Here is an 18,778-nt window from a genome sequence, read left to right as displayed (position 1 = left end):
CGGAGCGACAAATGGGACTGGCTTGGTCCCATTCAGGCCACGCCGCCGTCGGGCGGGCCCCACCGGCGCCATCGCCGGCGATCAGCTCATCTGACGGCGGACCAGTTCGTGCAGGCGGCCGCCCTGGTCGGCGAGCAGATCCGCCGGGCGGCCCTGCTGGACGACCTTGCCCTCGGACATGACGATCACCCGGTCGGCGTCCATGACCGTGGAGAGCCGGTGGGCGATGACGACGCGGCTGGCGCGCAGGGTGCGGGTGCTCTCGATCACGATGCGCTGGGTCTCGTTGTCCAGGGCGCTGGTGGCCTCGTCGAAGAAGAGGATGCGGGGGCGTCGGATGAGGGCCTGGGCGATCATCAGGCGCTGGCGCTGGCCACCGGAGATGGTGGAGCCGCCGGCGATCATGGTGTGCAGGCCCATCGGCATCCGCTTGATGTCCTCGGCGAGACCGGCCATGGCGGCGGCCGCCCACGCCTCGTCCTGGGTGAAGGTCTCGGTGCCGCAGATGCAGTCCAGGATGGAACCGGTGAAGGGCTGGGCGTTCTGCAGGACGACGCCGCACTGCCGGCGGACCGCCGCCTGGTCGAGGGCGGCCAGGTCCTGGCCGTCGTATAGGACGCTGCCCGCGGACGGCTTGTCGAAGCCGATGAGGAGGCGGAGCAGGGTCGACTTGCCGCAGCCGCTGGGGCCGACGATCGCCACGAACTCGCCCGGCCGGACCTCCAGTGACACGTCGTCGAGGACCAGGGGGCCGTCGTCGGTGTAGCGGAAGGACAGCTTTCGGGCCTCGATGCCACCGGACAGCGCGCCGGGCTGGGTGCTGGTGCCGCGGACCTCGGGTGCCTCGTCGAGCACCGGCTTGATCTGCTCGTACATCGGCAGTGCGGCGACCGCGGAGACGAGTGCGCCGGTGAGCTGGGTGACCGAGGTCAGCAGCATGGTGACGGCGGTGCTGAAGGTGAGGAAGGCGCTGGCCGACAGGGAGCCGCGGGCCGGGCCGGCCAGCAGCATGAACATGATGAGCGAACAGAGCGGCAGATAAACCGCGTTGAGGACGGCGGTGAGGTTCTTGATCCGGCCGGTGCGCTGCTGGAGTTCGCGGCTGCGGGCGAACTCCCGGGCCCAGGCGGCGTACGCGAAGCTCTCGGCGGCGGCGACGCGCAGCTTGGGGAGTCCGCGCAGGGTCTGGAAGGCCTGGTTGTTGAGCTTGTTGCTCAGCTCGACCAGGCGGCGTTGCCAGCGCACCTGCCACAGACCCATCGCCAGGAAGACGGCGGCGATGACGACCAGCATGGCGATGGCGGCCAGCGCCAGCGGGACGCTGTAGAGGAGCAGCAGTACGAGGTTCATGGCGCCGACCGTGAGCGACTGGACGGCGACCGGGCCGACCCCGGTGAGCACCCGGCGGATGGCGCTGACGCCCATGGCGGCGCTGGCCAGTTCGCCGGTGGACCGGTCGGCGAAGAAGGCGGTCGGCAGGCGCAGCAGCCGGTCCCAGACGGCGGGTTGCAGGGTGGCCTCGATGCGGCCTTCCATCCTCAGGATGGTGAGGCTCTGCAGCAGCATGAAGGCGGCGGACACGACGCTGGTGACGATGATGGCCAGCGAGAACTGGACGATGAGCCCGGTCTCGGCGTCCGGCACATAGGTGCCGAGCACCTGGCCGGTCGCGATCGGCACCAGCGCGCCGAGACCGACCGTGACGAGACCGCTCAGAATGAGGTTGCGCAGGTCCGCCCGGGTGCCGCGCAGGCTGAAGCGCAGCAGCCGCATCGGGCTGAGCGGCTTGTCCGGCAGCGGGCGGTAGAACATGACCGCGCGCTCCGCGATCTCCTCCGCGTTGTCCGCGGTGATGCGGATCCGGCTGCCGCTGAGCGGGTTGACCGCCTCGTACCCCCCGCGCCGCCACAGCAGGGCGACCCGGACCCCGGTGGCCGCCCGGTGGCCGACCAGGGGACCGGCGTTCTCCCGCCACCAGCGGCCGTCGAGCCGGACCGGCCGGGTGCGGACGCGCGAGGTGACCGCGATGCGGTCGACCGCGTCCATCCGGTCGCTCTCCGCGCCGCTCTCCGAGGGCGGGGTGAGGGTGATCCCGGTGGCCTGCGCGACGACCTTGCAGACGGCGTACGTGGTGTCGTCGGAGGTCCCGGGGGCACGGGACGGCGCCTTCCGGGACTTGGCGATGGAGTCCAGCAGCGCCTGGTCGGCCTCTTCGCGTACGGCCTGGCCCGCCTTGATACCGGCCGCCGTACGGTCCTCGTGGGCGCGCTCCAGCCGTTCGATCCAGCGGTCCAGGGTGGACAGCAACCGGTGCTGCTGGTTGACCATGCCCTGCCACATCGAGCCGTCGATGAGCAGGTCACCGGACGCCTCCGCGGAGTACGCCGCGCCGTACTGCACGCTGCCGGGCAGCACCGGCAGCCACAGGATGTCGTCGTCGGCGACGGCTTCGTCGGCGGTCGTACGGCCGTCCAGCGGCGCCTCGTACAGAACGCGCTGGCTGCGTCCGACGCCCAGCGCGAAGGCCTGCTCCAGCAGGCTGAGGGCCTGGCCCTGGTCGGTGTCGAACTGGTTGCCGTAGGCCCAGGGCTCGGCGTACTCGGGCCGGTACAGCTCGCGCAGCTGGATCCGGCGCAGCCAGCAGTTCTGCAACGGCCGCCCGACCAGGGTGTGCTGCGGTCCCTCGACCGGGCCCAGGAGCAGGGTGCCGGGTTCGAGGCGGCCGAGGAAGTGCCAGTGGCCCTGCTGGGCCGCGTCGACCGCGAAGAGGTCGAGGGCGCCGGCCATCACGAGCCACAGGACGTGCGGGCCCTCCAGGTTGATGCTCCGCAGGCCCGTGCAGTCGACGGGGGTGCCGAGACCACCGAGGGCGGCGGTCACCGGGTCGTCGACGGCGGGGGAGTGCTGAACGGGGATCACGTCAGTGCTCCTTGACCAGTTCGGCGTACGCGCCCGCGGCGGCCACCAGCTCTTCGTGGCGGCCGCGCTCCACGACCGACCCGTGGTCGAGCACCACGATCTCGTCGCTGTCGCGTACGGTGCTGAGCCGGTGGGCGATCACCACGCAGGCGCAGCCGCGCCGCCGCAGATTGTCGATGATGATCAGCTCGGTCTCCGCGTCCAGTGCGCTGGTCACCTCGTCGAGGACCAGGATGCTCGGCCGGCGGACCAGCGCCCGGGCGATCTCCAGCCGCTGCCGCTGCCCCCCGGAGAAGTTGCGGCCGTCCTGCTCGACCCGGCTGTTGATGCCGCCGGGGCGGCGCGTGATGACGTCGTACAGGGCCGCGTCCTGGAGGGCGGTGACGACGGCCTCGTCGGGGATGGAGGGGTCCCACAGCGCCACGTTGTCGCGCACGGTGCCCTCGAAGAGGAAGACGTCCTGGTCGACGAAGGAGACGGAGGCGGCCAGGGCACTGCGGGAGATCTCGTCGAGGCGCGTCCCGTCGATGCGGATGACGCCTTCCCAGGGGCTGTAGAGCCCGGAGATCAGGCGGGAGACGGTCGACTTGCCGCTGCCGGAGCCACCGACCAGCGCGACCTGCTGCCCGGGCGCGACGGAGAGCGAGAAGCCGGACAGCAGCGGCTTGTCGAGCGGGCTGTAGCCGAAGGTGATGTTCTCCAGCGTGACGTGCCCCTTGAGCCGGCGGGTGCTCGCCTCGGGCTCGGGGCGCGAGTAGAGCGAGTCCACCGGGAAGCTCTCGACGTCCTTGAGCCGGGCCACGTCGGCGGCGAAGTCCTGGATGCGGCCCGCGACTCCGTTCAGCCGGGTGACGGGCGCGGTGAAGCGGGTGACCAGGGCCTGGAAGGCGACCAGCAGACCGATCGAGATATGGCCCTCCACCGCCCGCAGTCCGCCGATCCACAGGATGAGCGCGCTGTTGAGGACCGCCAGGGTCGGCGCGACGACCGACAGCCAGGCGCTCGGCACCCCGAGGCGCTGCTGCTCCTCCAGGGTGGCCGCGTGCTGGCCGGCCCAGCGGCGGAAGTACCCGTTCTCGCCTCCGGTGGCCTTCATGGTCTCGATCAGCTGGAGGCCGGTGTACGAGGTGTTGGTGAGCCGCGCGGTGTCGGCCCGCAGCTTCTGGGTGCGGGTGGCCCGCAGCCGTACCACCACCCGCATCGCCACCACGTTGAGCAGCGCGATCCCGACGCCGAGGACGGTGAGTTGGGGGTCGTACGTCCACAGCAGGACCGCGTAGAGGACGACCACCACCCCGTCGACGGCGGCGGACGCCAGGTCGCGGGCCAGGGTCTCGGCGACCGCGTCGTTGGACTGGAGGCGCTGGACGAGGTCGGCGGGGCTGCGCTGGGTGAAGAAGGTGACCGGCAGCCGCAGCAGATGCTGCAGGAAACGGGCGCTGCTGAGGGTGGAGGAGATGATGCGGCCGCGCAGCAGATTCGCCTGCTGGAGAGCGGTCAGCACAGCGGTGAGCGCCACCATGGTCGCCATCGAGGCGAACAGGACGCCGAGCAGCGAACTCTGTTCGCCGATCAGGAACATGTCGATGTACGTGCGGCTGAGCGCGGGCAGCGCCGCACCGACCGCGACCAGCAGGAGACTGGCCACCAGCGCGGCCAGCATGGTGCCGGTGGTGCCGCGCAGCCGCGCCGGCATCGCGCGCAGGATGCCGGGCCTGCGGCCGCCCTTGTGGAAGTCGGCGCCGGGTTCGAAGGTCAGGACGACCCCGGTGAAGCTGGTGTCGAAGTCCTCGGCCGGCACGAAACGGCGGCCCTTGTCGGGGTCGTTGATCTGTACGCCGCGCCGGCCGAGGCGGCGTGCCATGCCGTCGTAGACGACGTAGTGGTTGAACTCCCAGAACAGGATGGCCGGGGCCCGCACTTCGGCCAGCGCGGCCGTCTCCATCTGCATGCCCTTGGCGCGGAGACCGTAACTGCGGGCCGCCTTGAGCAGGTTGCTGGCCCGGGAGCCGTCGCGGGAGACGCCGCAGGCGATCCGCAGTTCCTCCAGCGGCACATGGCGGCCGTAGTGGCCCAGCACCATCGCGAGCGAGGCCGCGCCGCATTCCAGGGCCTCCATCTGGAGCACCGTGGGGGTGCGTACGGTCTTCTGCCTGCGCCCCTTCGGCTTCGGCTGGGCGCGTCGTCCGCGCTCCGGGGTGTGTCTGCGGCGGCCTGCGGGCGGCAGTTGCTGCTGTTTGTGCTGTTTATGCGAGGACGGTGCGGTCACGGGAGCAGCCAATCGATCGGACGCTGGGCGGCCAGATGGACGGCGCCGCTGGTCAGGGTCATGGAGTCGATCCCGTACGGCGGTCCGGAGGACGAGGACCACCGGTAGCCCGACTTGGTGGTGGCCGACGCGTCAAGCCGTACCAGGACGGCCACCGGCCGGCTCTTCCCGAATGCCTCGGCCAGTTGGCTGTCGCCCAGGAAGGCGGCGATCTGCTGCGCCGACTGGGAGGTGCGGCCGACGGACTCCACATGGCCGCGCAGGACTCCGTACCGATCCTTCGACACCGACTCGACCGTCAGGTCCACGGAGGCGCCCACCGGTACGGACGAGGCGCTGCCGGCCGGCACATACAGGGTCGCCACGAGCCGGTCGTCGGCCCGGGTGACGCGCTCCACCGAGGCCACATTCGCTCCGGTGGTGACGACGGTTCCGATCGTGGCGACCAGCGCGGTCACGCGGCCCGCGGCCACGGTGCGCACGACGCTGTCGCCCTGCGGCGTACGGACCTTCAGCAGCGGCGCGTTGGCGGCCAGCTGCTCACCTTCCTTGGCGAGGACCTGGACGACCTGTCCCGCGACCGGGCTTTGCAGGATGTAGCTGCCCTGCCCGTGGGTGAGAATTCCGGACGCGTTCAATTTTGACGAGACCGAGCCGGTCACGGCCCAGAAACTCGCGGCGGCCAGGACCACAATCGTGACGGACAGTACGAACAGGCCCTGCGGCCGGGCGAAACGCACCGGCAGTTCGAGTTCCTCGGGCGACTGCAGCTTGGAAAGGGCCTTTTGGCGAAACTGCACGGAACTCTTCCCTCACAACTGCATTCGTCGCTATACGGACACAACGCCGCAACGGCGCCCGTGAGCCCCGGAACGGTCGGTTCCGGGGCTCACGGGGTGAATCCGTCTCAGAGGCCGGCGATGAGGCCGGTCGCGACCGAGGTGTTGACGCCGGTCAGACCCTCAACGGTGCCGACGACGCCACCGAGGGTGGTGGAGACCGGGGCGATGGAGTCGACGGTGCCGGTCACGGTGCCGACGAGGCCGCCGATGAGGCCGCCGGACACGTTGTCCAGGTCGGCGTCGGAGATCTCGCGGGTCTCAACCTGGGGGGTGACGTTCATGATGGGGCTTCCCTTCAAGTGGATACTTCTCAAAGTGGCGAACAGTTTTTCGAAGAAGTCCCGCCGCCGGACAGGATCAAAGCATGTCGTCAGGTCGTACGACCAATGCCGGACAGCCCGTTCGAATAGCATTCGGATTCATGACTTCACGGGTGTGTCGGCCCGTCCACGACTTGGTGCCAACATCCGCACATGAGCTGATCGCGTTCACCTCGGCGAATTGGGCACTCCGCATCAAAGGCCCCGCACAGACCGCGGACAACCACCGCCCGTCAGCGGCCATATGGCGTCGGCGTGCACAGTGTGAGGATTTACTGGAGATAGTGCGCCCGGTTACCGGTCGGTCGGGAGACGCGTTCGCACGAGGAGGCCCGGAGTCCGGTGCCGGCGACACACCGCCGTTCGGCAGCAGTCCGCTCTTCCGCTGTACGACCTACCCGGTGTTCGAGTGGTCCACGGTTCACAGGCGTAGCCGGTACGGCAGCATGCAGACCGCGACGTCGGTGCGGGCCCGCAGGACGGTGGCCAGGAGGATGCCGCGCTGGTTCTGGAGGATCTGGTAGCGCCGGTGCTTCGGCTCGACCTCGGGGATGAGCACGGCGATCTGCCGTCCCTGGCTCGCCGCGTGCTGGACGTACTCGACGATCGGCTCCACCAGCGAGCGGTGCGGGCTGTCGAGGATCTCCAGCCGCACCCCGGGATTCCAGTGGTCCCAACTGTCCCGCAGCACTTGGACTCTGGCGGGATCGGCGTGAACGGCGACCGCGACGACCTCGTCGCCGAGGGCGAGGGCGGCGGTCAGCGCGTACTGGGCGAGCTTGCTGACCTCGCCCACGGGGACGATGACCAGGCTGGCGATCCGCTGCGGCGGGGGCGGGATCCGGCCGAGGCCGAGTTCGGCGCCGACCGCGTCGTAATAGCGCTGGATACGGGCGAAGAGCAGCATCAGCAGCGGCACCGCGACCACGACCACCCAGGCGCCCTCCAGGAACTTCGTGGTGAGCAGGACCAGTCCGGCCAGGGCGGTGAGCAGGGCGCCGATGCCGTTGACCAGCGCCCGGCGCAGCCAGCCGGGTGGCCGCTGGGTGGCCCAGTGTCGCACCAGGCCGACCTGGCTGATGGTGAAGCCGATGAAGACGCCGATGGCGAAGAGCGGGATCAGCCGATGGGTGTCGGCATTCGCGGCGACGAGCAGTACGGCCGCGAGGAGGGCCAGGGCCAGGACGCCGTAGCGGTAGACCGGACGCTCGGCGCGCAGTCCGAACAGGTGGGGCAGCCGGTGGTCGCGGGCCAGCAGGCTCATCAGGACCGGCAGGCCGCCGAAGCTGGTGTTGGCGGCGAACAGCAGGACCAGGGTGACCACGATGTTGGTCGCGTAGAAGGCCCATCCGGTGCCGTACGCCCCGGCGGTGAGCTGGGCGAGGACCGTCACGCCACCTCGCGGAGCCACGTGGTCGCGGCGGATCAGGAGCGCGAGACCGATCAGCATCACCCCGAGGAGCCCGCCGAGCATCAGCTCGGTGAGCTGGGCCCGCTTGACCCGTGGCGTACGGAAGGACGGCACGGCGTTCGCGATGGCCTCCACACCGGTCAGCGCGGAGCAGCCGGAGGAGAACGCCTTCAGGAGCAGCAGGACGCTCAGCGCCTCGGTGGCGTGGATGGGCTCCGCGGTGCCGACCTCCGCTGCCGGGTGCGAGCGGATGAGCCCCACGACGACGATGCCGAGCATGCTCACGATGAACAGCACGGTGGGCAGCATCAGCGCCCTGGCACTCTCGGCGATACCCCGCAGGTTCACGACCGTGAGCAGGGCGAGCCCCACCAGGCAGACGGCGAGCAGGTGCGAGCCGAGGGCGGGGAAGGCGGAAGCCAGGCTGGCGGCACCGGCGGCCAGGCTCACGGCGACGGTGAGGACGTAGTCGACGACCAGACTCGCCGCCGCGAGCAGGCTCGGCCAGGGCCCGAGGTCCTTCTTGGCCACCGCGTAGGCACCGCCCCCGTCCGGGTGCACGGCGATCACCTGGCCGTACGAGACCACCAGCACCGCGAGCAGCGCCGCGATGACCAGTGTGATCGGCAGCGTCGCCGACAGCGCCCCGCTCCCGGCCGCGACCAGGACCAGCACGATCGCCTCGGGGCCGTACGCGACCGAGCTGAGCGCGTCCAACGACAGCGCGGCGAGTCCCTCCAGGCTGGTCAGGTGGTTCTTGTCGCCCTCCCCGGGACGGAGCGGAACCTTCGGTCGCAGTTCGCGGCGTGCCAGGCCGAACGCCATGGAAACCTCACGGAACAGAGTGCGTCTGATCTCTCGCGTGACACTCTGCCCGGCAGCGGCGGCCCGGCGCGTCAAGGCCACGCCAAGGGTTGGCGCCGAGGCGTCAGAAGCCCGTCAATGCCCCCGGGATGCGGGCGTGGCCCCCGTCCTTCCCTGGACCCGGCGCCCGCCGCTCGCGCGACCGCGGCACCCTCCGCTCCGGGTCAGCAGCAGCCGCCGGACGCGGCGGCGGTGGGGTCGGCGGGGTCGGCGGAAGCCGCGCAGCAGGTGCTGTCCTGCTGCCGGGTGAGGGTGCCGGCGTCGGCCTTGACGACATAGACCTCCCAGGGCTCCTGGCCGGGGGCGTGCACCCAGACCTTGTCCTGGAGGGCGTAGCAGCAGGTGGTGTCCGCCTCCTCGGTCGTGGGCAGGCCGGCGGCAGCGAGCCGCTGGGTGGCGTCGGTGACGGCAGTGGTGGAGTCGACTTCGACGCCGAGGTGGTCCAGGCGGGTGTCCTCGGAGGCTTCACCCTGGAAGAGGACGAGCTTGAGCGGGGGCTCGGCGATGGCGAAGTTGGCGTAGCCGTCGCGGAGTTTGGCGGGTTCGGTGTCGAAGAGCTTCGCGTAGAAGGCGATGGATGCCTCGAGGTCGGGGACGCGGAGAGCGAGCTGTACGCGGGACATGGCGTGCCTCCTGATGAGTGGGGGTGTGGGGTCAGCAGCCGCCGGACGCGGTCGGGACGCCGGTGCCGATCTGCAGGGTGGCGGGGGCGGCGCAGCAGCCGCCGCTGTCGGTGCCCTGTGCGGCGGTGGGGTCGTCGAAGAGGCCGGCGCCGCCGCAGGCGCCGGTTTCGGGGAGGGTGAGTTCGACGCGGGCGGCGGCGGTGTGGTCGCCGGCGAGGGAGGCGGCGATGGAGCGGACCTGCTCGTAGCCGGTCATGGCGAGGAAGGTGGGGGCGCGGCCGTAGGACTTCATGCCGACGAGGTAGACGTCCGGCTCGGGGTGGGCGAGTTCCTTGACGCCGTGGGGGTAGACGGTGCCGCAGGAGTGGACGTTGGGGTCGATGAGGGGGGCCAGCGCCACCGGGGCCTGGAGGCGTTCGTCGAGGGCGAGGCGGAGTTCGGCCACGAGGGACAGGTCGGGGCGGAAGCCGCTGAGGACGATGACCTCGTCCAGCGGTTCGGTGCGGCGGCCGTCCTCGGCGACAAGGGTGAGCCGCTCGCCGTCGTTCTCGACCGCGGCGGTACGGAAGCCGGTGAGCGCGCTCGCGTGCCCGGCCTCGACGGCGGCCTTGGCCCGCAGCCCCAGCGCGCCGCGGGCGGGGAGCTGGTCGGCCTCGCCGCCGCCGAAGGTGCTCGTACCGATGCCCCGGCGCAGGATCCACACCGCGTGCGTACCCGGGGCGTCCTCGGCGAGGCCGGCGAGCTGGGCCAGGGCGGTGAAGGCGGAGGCCCCGGAGCCGACGACGGCGGTGCGCTTGCCGGCGTAACGGGCGCGGGCGGCCGGGTCGTTGAGGTCGGGGACGCGGTAGGCGACGCGACCGGCGGCGGCGCGCTCGCCGAGGGCTGGCAGGCCGTCGCCGCCCAGCGGGCCGGGGGTGGCCCAGGTGCCGGAGGCGTCGATGACGGCGCGGGCGGTGAGGCGCTCCTCGGTGCCGTCGGCGGCGGTGAGGTGGACGGTGAAGGGCTGCTCCTCGCGGCCGGAGTTGACCACGCGGTCGCGCCCGGTGCGGGCCACGCCGGTCACCCGGGCCCCGTACCGTACGCGGTCGCCGAGGGCGGCGGCGAGGGGCTGCAGGTACCGGTCGGCCCAGTCGGCGCCGGTCGGGTAGGCGGCGCTGTCGGGGCGGGCCCAGCCGGTGGGGGCGAGCAGCTTCTCGGCGGCGGGGTCGACCAGTTCGGCCCAGGTCGAGAACAGCCGTACGTGTCCCCACTCCCGTACTGCCGCACCGGCGCTCGGGCCGGCCTCCAGGACGAGCGGCTCCAGGTCCCGGGCCAGCAGATGGGCGGCGGCGGCCAGGCCGATCGGGCCGGCACCGACGACGACAACGGGGAGAGCGGTGGTGGTCGCGCTGGTCGGGCTGCTCACGTCGACTCCTTGTTTCGATGTTTGTCGATGCAATAGAGCCTGGCACTTTGCATCGATGGATGTCAACATAGACACATGTCGAATCTGAAGACGGTCGAGCTGCCGCTCCTGGACACCGTCGAGCCGTGCTGCCCGCCGCTGACATCGGCCGCGCTGTCGGAGGCGGACTCCATCCGCATGGCGGCGATGTTCAAGGCCCTCGGTGACCCGGTGCGGCTGCGGCTCTTCTCGCGCGTCGCGTCGCACCCGGACGGCGAGGCGTGCGTCTGCGACATCTCCGACGTGGGCGTCTCGCAGCCCACGGTCAGCCATCACCTGAAGAAGCTGCGCGAGGTCGGCCTGCTGAGCTCCGAGCGCCGGGGGACCTGGGTCTACTACCGCGTCGCGCCCGGCGTGCTCGCCGCCATGGCCGGACTGCTGGCGGGTATCGACGGCTGAGGGCCCGCCACCCCCCGCCCGAAGACGACCGCCACCAGGGCCAGGCCCAGGACGCCGCCGGCCAACTGGACACCGACGAAGCCGGGGACCGAGCCCGGGGCGATGCCGGCGAAGGTGTCGGAGAAGGCCCGGCCGATGGTCACCGCCGGGTTGGCGAAGGACGTGGACGAGGTGAACCAGTACGCGGCGCCGATGTAGGAGGCGACGGCGACCGGCGCGAAGCGCAGGCTGTCGGTGCGGGCGAGCCCGAAGATCAGCAGGATCAGGCCGGCCGTCGCCACCACCTCGCCCAGCAGCAGGTGCCCGGCCGAGCGGTCGTGCGTCGACCACTTCACCAGCGGCTCCGCGAACATGGCGTCGGCCAGGATCGCCCCGCCGATCGCCCCGCCCACCTGGGCCGGGACGTACGCGGCCGCCTCGCGCAGGGTGACTCCGTCGCCGCCGCGCCGGGCCGTCCACCACGCGGCCAGGGTGACGACCGGGTTGAAGTGCGCGCCCGAGACCGGGCCGAGCAGTGCGATGAGCACGCCGAGGCCGAAGACGGTGGCGATGGAGTTGGCCAGCAGCTGTACGCCGACGTCCTTGCTGAGCTCGGTGGCCTGGATGCCGGAGCCGATCACGACGGCGACCAGCGCCGCGGTGCCCACGAACTCGGCGGCGGCCCGCCGGGTGAGCGGCGCGGGCTGGGAACCGGTCGCGGGTATCGAGGACTCCGGGGCGGTTTCGGGGTCGGCCGTGGTGGCGGTCAACAGGACTCCTCGGTGCGGATCAGGGACAGGCGCGTTTGGTGTTGTTCTCGGCGGTGGCGCGAGCGGTGGCGGCCAGTTCGGCGAAGGATGCCGCCAGTGTGTCGATGACGTCGGGCATCAGCCGGTAGTAGGTGAACCGCCCGCAGGGTTCGGTCTCCACGACCCCGGCCTCTCTGAGCACCCGGAGGTGGTTGGAGAGGTTGGTCTGCCTCGCGCCCGTCTCCTCCACGAGATGCGTGGTGCAGAGCGTCTCGCGGGCGAGCAGGGTCACGATCCGGAGCCTGAGAGGGTCGGCCAGAACCCGGATCAGGTCAGTGTCGACTGACGTCATCATGGGCTGATACTGTCACATCAGCCGGAGCTGACGCGAGCCCGGCCCCTTCAGCCGTGAGCCATCGTGGGACACAGCGAGACAAGACAGACAAGAGAGACCTCCATGTCCGACAAGCCCTCCGTGCTCTTCGTCTGCGTCCACAACGCCGGCCGCTCCCAGATGGCCGCCGCCTGGCTGACCCACCTCGCAGGCGACCGCGTCGAGGTCCGCTCCGCCGGCTCGGCCCCGGCCGACACGGTCAACCCGGCGGCCGTCGAGGCGATGAAGGAGGTCGGTATCGACATGTCGGCCGAGACCCCCAAGGTCCTCACGGTCGAGGCCGTCCAGGCGTCCGACGTTTGCATCACCATGGGCTGCGGTGACACCTGCCCGGTCTTCCCCGGCAAGCGCTACCTGGACTGGACGCTGGACGACCCGGCCGGCCAGGGCGTCGAGGCAGTACGGCCCATCCGGGACGAGATCAGGGCCCGCATCGAGGGCCTGATCGCGGAGATCGCCCCGGAACCCGCGTCATGACGGCGGAAGAAGCGGGCGACGTACGCGAGGTCATCGTCATCGGGTCCGGGCCGGCCGGTTACACCGCCGCGCTGTACACCGCCCGCGCCGCGCTGAAGCCCCTGGTCCTCGAGGGCTCGGTCACCGCCGGCGGCGCGCTGATGCAGACCACCGAGGTCGAGAACTTCCCGGGCTTCCCCGACGGCGTCATGGGCCCCGACCTCATGGAGAACATGCGGGCCCAGGCGGAGCACTTCGGCGCCGAGTTGATCCCGGACGACGTGATCGCGGTCGACCTCGAGGGTGACATCAAGACCGTCACCGACTCGGAGGGCACCCTCCACCGCGCCAGGACCGTCATCGTCGCCACCGGCTCCCAGCACCGCAAACTCAACCTCCCCCACGAGGACGAACTGTCGGGCCGGGGCGTGTCGTACTGCGCCACCTGCGACGGCCCCTTCTTCCGCGAGCGCGCCATCGCCGTGATCGGCGGCGGCGACACGGCGATCGAGGAGGCCACCTTCCTCTCCCGCTTCGCCGGGATCGTCACGATCGTGCACCGCCGCGACACCCTGCGCGCCTCCAAGGTCATGCAGGAACGCGCCTTCGCCGACCCGAAGATCACCTTCGCCTGGGACAGCGAGGTCGCCGAGATCCACGGCACCGACGGCAAGCTGTCCGGACTGACCCTGCGTGACACCAGGACCGGCGAGACCTCCGCCCTCCCCGTCACCGGACTGTTCGTCGCGATCGGCCACGACCCGCGCACCGAGCTCTTCAAGGGCGTCCTGGACCTCGACGCCGAGGGCTACATCGAGGTCCAGGTCCCCAGCACCCGTACGAACCTCCCCGGCGTCTTCGCCGCCGGTGACGTCGTGGACCACACCTACCGCCAGGCGATCACCGCGGCCGGCACCGGTTGCGCGGCAGCCCTGGACGCCGAGCGCTACCTCGCCGCCCTCTGAAGCCCCCCGCACACCGTCTTGCTCAGCGGGACGAAAACATCTCACTCCGTGGATGTGGTTTGCGCGCGGGCCCCGCTCGACGGTTATGGTTTCGGCCATCTACGCGGGAGCCCCGAGCCGAACGGGCTGAGAGGGCGTCTGGGACCGGATTTCCGGGCCCCATGGGGACGCCGACCGCATCACTTGAGTCAACAGTGCCCGCGTAGGAGTACCGGTGTCAGCAGCAGTTTTCGAGCAGACGTGTCTTGTGGCCGCAGCCAGGGCCACCCGCTCCTGTCGCTGATCCGCCGCCTTCACAGGCTCCCGCTCACCACCCCTCTCACATCTCGCCGTCCCATCCGTACGGCTGCGGAGTTCCCCATGTCGCATGTCCGAGTCATGCTCGATTACTTCCACCCCTGGCCGAATTCCGCCGGTCTCTACGCCGCACGTGAGCACGGCTGGTACCGCGCGGCGGGCATCGACGTGGAACTGGTTGTCCAGGATCCGGGACGCGGCGACACCCTGGAGTACCTGTCCCAGTACGAGGCCGACTTCGGGATCTTCCCGCCCAACCGGCTGCTGGCCAGACGAGCCGGCCTCCACCAGCCGCTGATCGCCGTGGCGGCCGTCAACCACCGCGCCCTGGAAGCCGTCCAGACCGTCACGGGCACCGGCATCACACGCCCCCGGGACCTGGCGGGACGCCGTGTCGCCTACAACCCGACCCCGCGCGGCCGGGCCATGGTCCGGCACCTCGTCGCCGCCGACGGGGGCAATCCGGACGCGGTCGTGACCGTCGACTCCGGCAGCCGCGAGCTGACCGTGGACGACATAGCCGCCGGCGAGGCGGACGCCACCTTCGGCAACTACTGGGCCTGGGACGCCCTGCGCGGCGACCTGCCCGAGGAGCGGCGGATCACCTGGCCGGTCGACGAGATCGGCGCGCCGCGCTACCACAGCTACGTACTCGGCACCCGTGAGCAGCTGCTCGACCGCAACCCCGGCCTCGTACGGGCGTTTCTGGAGGCCACCGCCCGTGGCTACCGGGCGGCCGCCGCCGAGCGGGACCGCACGCTGGCCGTGCTGGAACGGGTGATCCCGTACTTCTCGCGGCCGCTGATCGCCCGGTCGCTCGATCTGATCTCCCCGACGTGGACGGACGCCGACGGCCGGTGGGGCGTGATCGACGAGAGCCGTGTCGGCCCGTACGCCCACTGGCTCGCCGAGCACGGCGCGATCCCGCGGGCGGAAGGCTGGGAGCGGTCCTTCACCAACGAGCTGCTGCTCGGCACGGGAGTGCGGTGAGCATGTTCTGCGTGGCGCAGGCGGCCGGCCTGACCCGGCGTATGGCGGTCGACCTGATGCGGGTCACCAGCGCGCTCTGTCGGGCTTGAGCGAGCCCCGACCCTCGACCGCGCCCCCGCGCCCCGATCCGCAGCCCCACGAAGGACCGCACCATGAGACGCCGTGCCCTGCTCCGTACGATCCGTACCCTCCCCGTCCTGACCGCCGCCGCGCTGCTCGCCGCCACCGGCTGCTCCGCCCAGAACAGCGCCGGAAGCGCCGCCGCGGTCAAGGGCCTCACCACGGTCACCCTGGCCCTGGACTGGACGCCGAACACCAACCACACCGGTATATACGTCGCCCAGCAGCTCGGCTGGTTCAAGGACGCCGGGATCGACCTCAAGATCGTGCCGTACGGCTCGACCGCGCCCGAGACGCTGATCGCCAACCACAAGGCCGACTTCGGCATCTCGTACCAGGAGGGCATCACCACCGCGCGCTCCGCAGGCCAGGACATCACCTCCGTCTACGCGGTCACGCAGAAGACCGATGTCACGGTCGCGGTCCGCGCCGACCGCAGCGACATCGCGTCCCCCAAGGACCTGGACGGCAAGACGTACGCGGGCTTCGGCGCGGCCTACGAGAAGCCGCTGCTGCAGAAGGTGATCCGCGACGCCGGCGGCACGGGCGACTTCAAGCAGGTCACCCTCAACACCTCGGCGTACGCGGCCCTTTACGCGGGCCAGGCGGACTTCGCGATGCCGATGCCGACCTGGGAGGGCCTGGAGGCGAAGCTGTCGGGCAAGCCGCTGAAGAACTTCCAGCTGTCGGACTACGGCTTCCCGGCGATCTACTCCACGCTCATCGCGTCCTCCGACCAGTACCTGAGCAACAACCCGGCCGTCGCGAAGAAGTTCCTCGCGGCCGTCAACAAGGGCTACGAGTACGCGGCCAAGAACCCCGACAAGGCGTCCGACCTGCTCATCAAGGCCAACCGCAGTGTGCTCACCAACACCGAGCTGGTGAAGCAGAGCGAGCGGCTGCTCGCCAAGGAGTACTACCGGGCCTCCGACGGCACCATCGGCGGGCAGAGCGCGCAGCGCTGGAAGGCGTTCGCGGACTTCGAGTACAAGGCCGGGCTGCTGGCGGACGCCAACGGCAAGAAGCTGACCAAGGCGCCGGACACGACCGCCTTCTTCACGACCGCGTACCTGCCGGGGCAGTGACCGTGATGCCGACAACGCGACGCGTCCTGACGGCCGTCTGGCCACCGGTCGTGGTCCTCGCCGTCGTCATCGGCGGCTGGCAGCTGTACACCACGGCCGCCGGGGTCGATCCGACCACCCTGCCCAGCCCCGCCCGCGTCGTCGGACAGGGCTGGGCCAACCGGACCGATCTGTGGGACAACACCCTGCCCACGCTGCAGGAGACACTGCTGGGCTTCGCCGTGTCCTTCGCGGCGGCCTGGATCGTGGCGGTGCTCCTGGACTTCTCGGCGGCGGCGCGGCGGGGCCTGTATCCGCTGCTCGTCGCCTCGCAGACCATCCCGATCGTGGCGGTGGCGCCGCTGCTGATCATCTGGTTCGGCTTCGGCCTGCTGCCGAAGTTGCTGGTGGTGACCCTGACGACCTTCTTCCCGCTGGCCGCCAACCTCGCCGCCGGCTTCGCCTCCACCGACCGCGAGGCCATGCGCCTGCTGCGTTCGCTGGGTGCGGGCCGGGCGCGCGCCTTCCGGCTGGTGCGGGTGCCGAGCGCGATGCCGTACTTCTTCGCCGGGCTGCGGGTGAGCATCACGTACGCGGTGGTGGGTGCCGTCTTCGCCGAGTACGCCGGGGCCGAGAAGGGACTGGGGATCTACATGCAGGCGCAGAAGAGCGCCTTCCGTACGGACCTGGTCTTCGCGGCGGTCGCGGTGACGGCGCTGCTGAGCGTGGCACTGTTCGGGGCGACGTTTCTGCTGCAGCGGCTGGTCCTGCCATGGGAGCGTCAGATGCTGCGTTCTTCCGGGGAGCGACTCCCCGCACCCCTGCGTAAGGACAAGGAGGCCCGTTCATGAGCGAGGACGCACTCGCCCTGGACCTGCGCGGGGTCGGCAAGTCCTTCGGCGCGCTCGAGGTGCTGCGGGATCTCGAACTGGCGGTGCGGCCGGGCGAGTTCGCGGCTGTGATCGGACCGAGCGGGAGCGGCAAGAGCACCCTGTTCGACATCGTCTCCGGGCTCGAGACACCGACCTCGGGTCAGGTGCGGACCGACGGGCAGGTCGCGTACATGCCGCAGAAGGATCTGCTCTTCCCGTGGCGGACCGTGCTCGACAACACCGCACTCGGGCTGGAGGCACAGGGCGTACGGCGCAGGGAAGCACGGCGCCGGGCCAACGAGTTGTTCCCGGCGTTCGGCCTGGACGGCTTCCAGTCCTCCTACCCCTTTCAGCTGTCCGGCGGCATGAGGCAGCGCGCGGCCCTGCTGCGCACCGTCGTCCTGGAGCGGCCGGTGCTGCTGCTGGACGAGCCCTTCGGCGCACTGGACTCGCTGACCCGCACCGAGATGCAGCTGTGGCTGGCGGACATGTGGCAGCGCTACCGGTGGACCGTGGTCCTGGTCACGCACGACATCCGCGAGGCGGTGCTGCTCGCCGACACCGTGCATGTGCTGTCGCCCCGGCCCGCCTCCGTGGTCGAACGCATCGAGGTGCCGCTGCCCAGGCCGCGCGGCGTGGACGCCCTCACCGAGCCGGAGTTCGCGGCTGTCGAACGGCGGGTACTGGACGCCCTCCAGAACCGGGCGCTCCGGTGAGCGGGCTGCTCGCCCACGGCCTGGGCACCGAGCCGGTCGCCCCGGACTGGCCGCCGCTGACCGACGCGGAAGTCGCCGACGTGCTCGGCGGCGGCCCGGTACGGGTGCTGTGGCGCAGCCCGCGGCCACTGTCGGCCGCCGCCCTGGTGGAACGGGAACGGCTGCTCTTCGTCAAGCGGCACCATGTGTCGGTGCGTACGGTGGAGGGCCTGGCCGAGGAGCATGCCTTCCTGCGGCACCTGCGCGAACGCGGCGCTCCGGTGGTTGACGTGCTGTCGGTGGTCCGGCTCGGCGACTGGGTGTACGAGGTCCACTCCGCCGGTACCGGTACCGACCTCTACCAGGACGCGCTGTCCTGGTCGCCCTTCGCCTCCGCCGGCCACGCGGCTGCCGCGGGAGCCGCCCTGGCCCGGCTGCATCTGGCGGCGGAGGGCTACCGGGCACCGCGCCGCCGAGTACAGCCGCTGGTCGCCTCGTTCACGGTCTTCGCCTCGGCCGAGCCGATGGCGGCGCTGGAAGGGTACGTATCGCAGCGCCCGGCCCTGGCCGCCGCCCTGGACGGCAGGCCGTGGCGGGCCGACACCGAGCGGGTGCACCTGCCCCTGCACCGCCGGCTGGCACTGCTGCTCGACGACCTCGAACCGCTGTGGACCCACAACGACTGGCACGCCTCCAACCTGCTGTGGGACACCCAGGGCCCCGACACGGAGGTCTCCACGGTCCTCGACTTCGGCCTCAGCGACCGCACCACCGCCGTCCACGACCTGGCCACCGCCATCGAGCGGAACATCGTGCAGTGGCTGGACCTGCCCGGCGGCTCCGTGCGCGTCCAACGCGAGCATCTGGACGCGCTCCTGAACGGCTACACCTCGGTCCGCCCGCTCACCGCGGCCGAGACCGCCGCCCTGCCGGAGCTCCTGCCCCTGGTGCACGCCGAGTTCGCGCTGTCGGAGCTGGACTACTTCCACGGCGTCATCGGCTCCGCCGAAAGCTCGGGCCTCGCGTACGACTACTACCTCGGGCACGCCGAGTGGTTCACCACGCCGGACGGGAAGCGGCTGCTGGAGCGCCTGAGGTAGGGCGGG

At 71.0% G+C, this 18,778-nt stretch carries 17 protein-coding genes; 8 read left to right on the top strand and 9 right to left on the bottom strand.

Features of this window, described 5'->3' with window-relative positions; genetic code table 11:
- Window positions 1-81 precede the first annotated feature (81 nt).
- From ACFXJ5_RS13335 to ACFXJ5_RS13305, 7 genes are all read right to left on the bottom strand, one after another.
- The gene (locus ACFXJ5_RS13335) at window positions 82-2,919 is read right to left on the bottom strand and encodes an NHLP bacteriocin export ABC transporter permease/ATPase subunit (RefSeq protein WP_384630480.1); all 2,838 of its coding nucleotides are present in this window, start codon (window positions 2,917-2,919) and stop codon (window positions 82-84) included.
- A gap of 1 nt (window position 2,920) precedes the next feature.
- Window positions 2,921-5,188 (bottom strand): NHLP family bacteriocin export ABC transporter peptidase/permease/ATPase subunit, encoded by a 2,268-nt coding sequence (locus tag ACFXJ5_RS13330; RefSeq protein ID WP_384630479.1) that lies wholly within the window; start codon window positions 5,186-5,188, stop codon window positions 2,921-2,923.
- Complete coding sequence (locus ACFXJ5_RS13325; protein WP_384630478.1) at window positions 5,185-5,988, bottom strand: HlyD family efflux transporter periplasmic adaptor subunit; 804 nt, start codon at window positions 5,986-5,988, stop codon at window positions 5,185-5,187. Before ACFXJ5_RS13325 ends, ACFXJ5_RS13330 begins: the two co-directional genes overlap by 4 nt.
- Before the next feature lie 107 nt (window positions 5,989-6,095).
- On the bottom strand, window positions 6,096-6,311 hold the full coding sequence (locus ACFXJ5_RS13320; RefSeq protein WP_384630477.1) for a type A2 lantipeptide: 216 nt from the start codon (window positions 6,309-6,311) through the stop codon (window positions 6,096-6,098).
- Between the two features lie 460 nt (window positions 6,312-6,771).
- Window positions 6,772-8,586 (bottom strand): APC family permease, encoded by a 1,815-nt coding sequence (locus ACFXJ5_RS13315; protein WP_384630476.1) that lies wholly within the window; start codon window positions 8,584-8,586, stop codon window positions 6,772-6,774.
- A 203-nt stretch (window positions 8,587-8,789) separates the two neighbouring features.
- Entirely contained in the window at window positions 8,790-9,248 is a 459-nt protein-coding gene (locus ACFXJ5_RS13310) for an ArsI/CadI family heavy metal resistance metalloenzyme (RefSeq protein WP_384630475.1), read from the bottom strand.
- Window positions 9,249-9,279: 31 nt separating this feature from the next.
- Window positions 9,280-10,653, bottom strand: coding sequence for an NAD(P)-binding domain-containing protein (locus tag ACFXJ5_RS13305; RefSeq protein ID WP_384630474.1), 1,374 nt, complete (start codon window positions 10,651-10,653; stop codon window positions 9,280-9,282).
- 75 nt (window positions 10,654-10,728) lie between these two features.
- On the opposite strand from ACFXJ5_RS13305, the gene ACFXJ5_RS13300 reads away from it, so the two are divergent.
- Window positions 10,729-11,091: an ArsR/SmtB family transcription factor gene (locus ACFXJ5_RS13300; RefSeq protein WP_384630473.1), complete on the top strand. Its 363-nt coding sequence runs from the start codon at window positions 10,729-10,731 to the stop codon at window positions 11,089-11,091.
- Here the strand turns inward: ACFXJ5_RS13300 and ACFXJ5_RS13295 are convergent.
- Both ACFXJ5_RS13295 and ACFXJ5_RS13290 read right to left on the bottom strand, forming a co-directional pair.
- Window positions 11,028-11,840, bottom strand: coding sequence for an aquaporin (locus ACFXJ5_RS13295; RefSeq protein ID WP_384630472.1), 813 nt, complete (start codon window positions 11,838-11,840; stop codon window positions 11,028-11,030). The two genes, ACFXJ5_RS13300 and ACFXJ5_RS13295, sit on opposite strands and share 64 nt — an antisense overlap.
- A 19-nt stretch (window positions 11,841-11,859) precedes the next feature.
- Window positions 11,860-12,174, bottom strand: coding sequence for an ArsR/SmtB family transcription factor (locus ACFXJ5_RS13290; protein WP_384630471.1), 315 nt, complete (start codon window positions 12,172-12,174; stop codon window positions 11,860-11,862).
- Between the two features lie 102 nt (window positions 12,175-12,276).
- Here ACFXJ5_RS13290 and ACFXJ5_RS13285 point away from each other — a divergent pair, with 102 nt between their 5' ends.
- The 7 genes from ACFXJ5_RS13285 (at window position 12,277) to ACFXJ5_RS13255 (ending at window position 18,772) form a co-directional block, all read left to right on the top strand.
- Entirely contained in the window at window positions 12,277-12,690 is a 414-nt protein-coding gene (locus ACFXJ5_RS13285; RefSeq protein WP_384630470.1) for an arsenate reductase ArsC, read from the top strand.
- Window positions 12,687-13,634 carry a thioredoxin-disulfide reductase gene (gene trxB / locus ACFXJ5_RS13280; protein WP_384630469.1) on the top strand — a complete coding sequence of 316 codons (948 nt, stop codon included), beginning with the start codon at window positions 12,687-12,689 and terminating at the stop codon, window positions 13,632-13,634. The genes ACFXJ5_RS13285 and trxB overlap by 4 nt, the downstream gene beginning before the upstream one ends.
- Before the next feature lie 360 nt (window positions 13,635-13,994).
- Window positions 13,995-14,921: an ABC transporter substrate-binding protein gene (locus ACFXJ5_RS13275; protein WP_384630468.1), complete on the top strand. Its 927-nt coding sequence runs from the start codon at window positions 13,995-13,997 to the stop codon at window positions 14,919-14,921.
- Window positions 14,922-15,073: 152 nt separating this feature from the next.
- The gene (locus ACFXJ5_RS13270; RefSeq protein WP_384630467.1) at window positions 15,074-16,126 is read left to right on the top strand and encodes an ABC transporter substrate-binding protein; all 1,053 of its coding nucleotides are present in this window, start codon (window positions 15,074-15,076) and stop codon (window positions 16,124-16,126) included.
- Between the two features lie 5 nt (window positions 16,127-16,131).
- Window positions 16,132-16,956 (top strand): ABC transporter permease, encoded by an 825-nt coding sequence (locus ACFXJ5_RS13265; RefSeq protein WP_384630466.1) that lies wholly within the window; start codon window positions 16,132-16,134, stop codon window positions 16,954-16,956.
- Window positions 16,953-17,693 (top strand): ABC transporter ATP-binding protein, encoded by a 741-nt coding sequence (locus tag ACFXJ5_RS13260; RefSeq protein ID WP_384630465.1) that lies wholly within the window; start codon window positions 16,953-16,955, stop codon window positions 17,691-17,693. The genes ACFXJ5_RS13265 and ACFXJ5_RS13260 overlap by 4 nt, the downstream gene beginning before the upstream one ends.
- Window positions 17,690-18,772, top strand: coding sequence for a phosphotransferase enzyme family protein (locus ACFXJ5_RS13255; protein WP_384630464.1), 1,083 nt, complete (start codon window positions 17,690-17,692; stop codon window positions 18,770-18,772). Before ACFXJ5_RS13260 ends, ACFXJ5_RS13255 begins: the two co-directional genes overlap by 4 nt.
- Window positions 18,773-18,778 lie beyond the last annotated feature (6 nt).

The organism is Streptomyces sp. NPDC059373 (assembly GCF_042751495.1).
Taxonomy (GTDB): domain Bacteria; phylum Actinomycetota; class Actinomycetes; order Streptomycetales; family Streptomycetaceae; genus Actinacidiphila.
The sequence above is the reverse complement of the archived record's forward strand: the minus strand, read 5'-3'. Positions and strand labels throughout refer to the sequence as shown.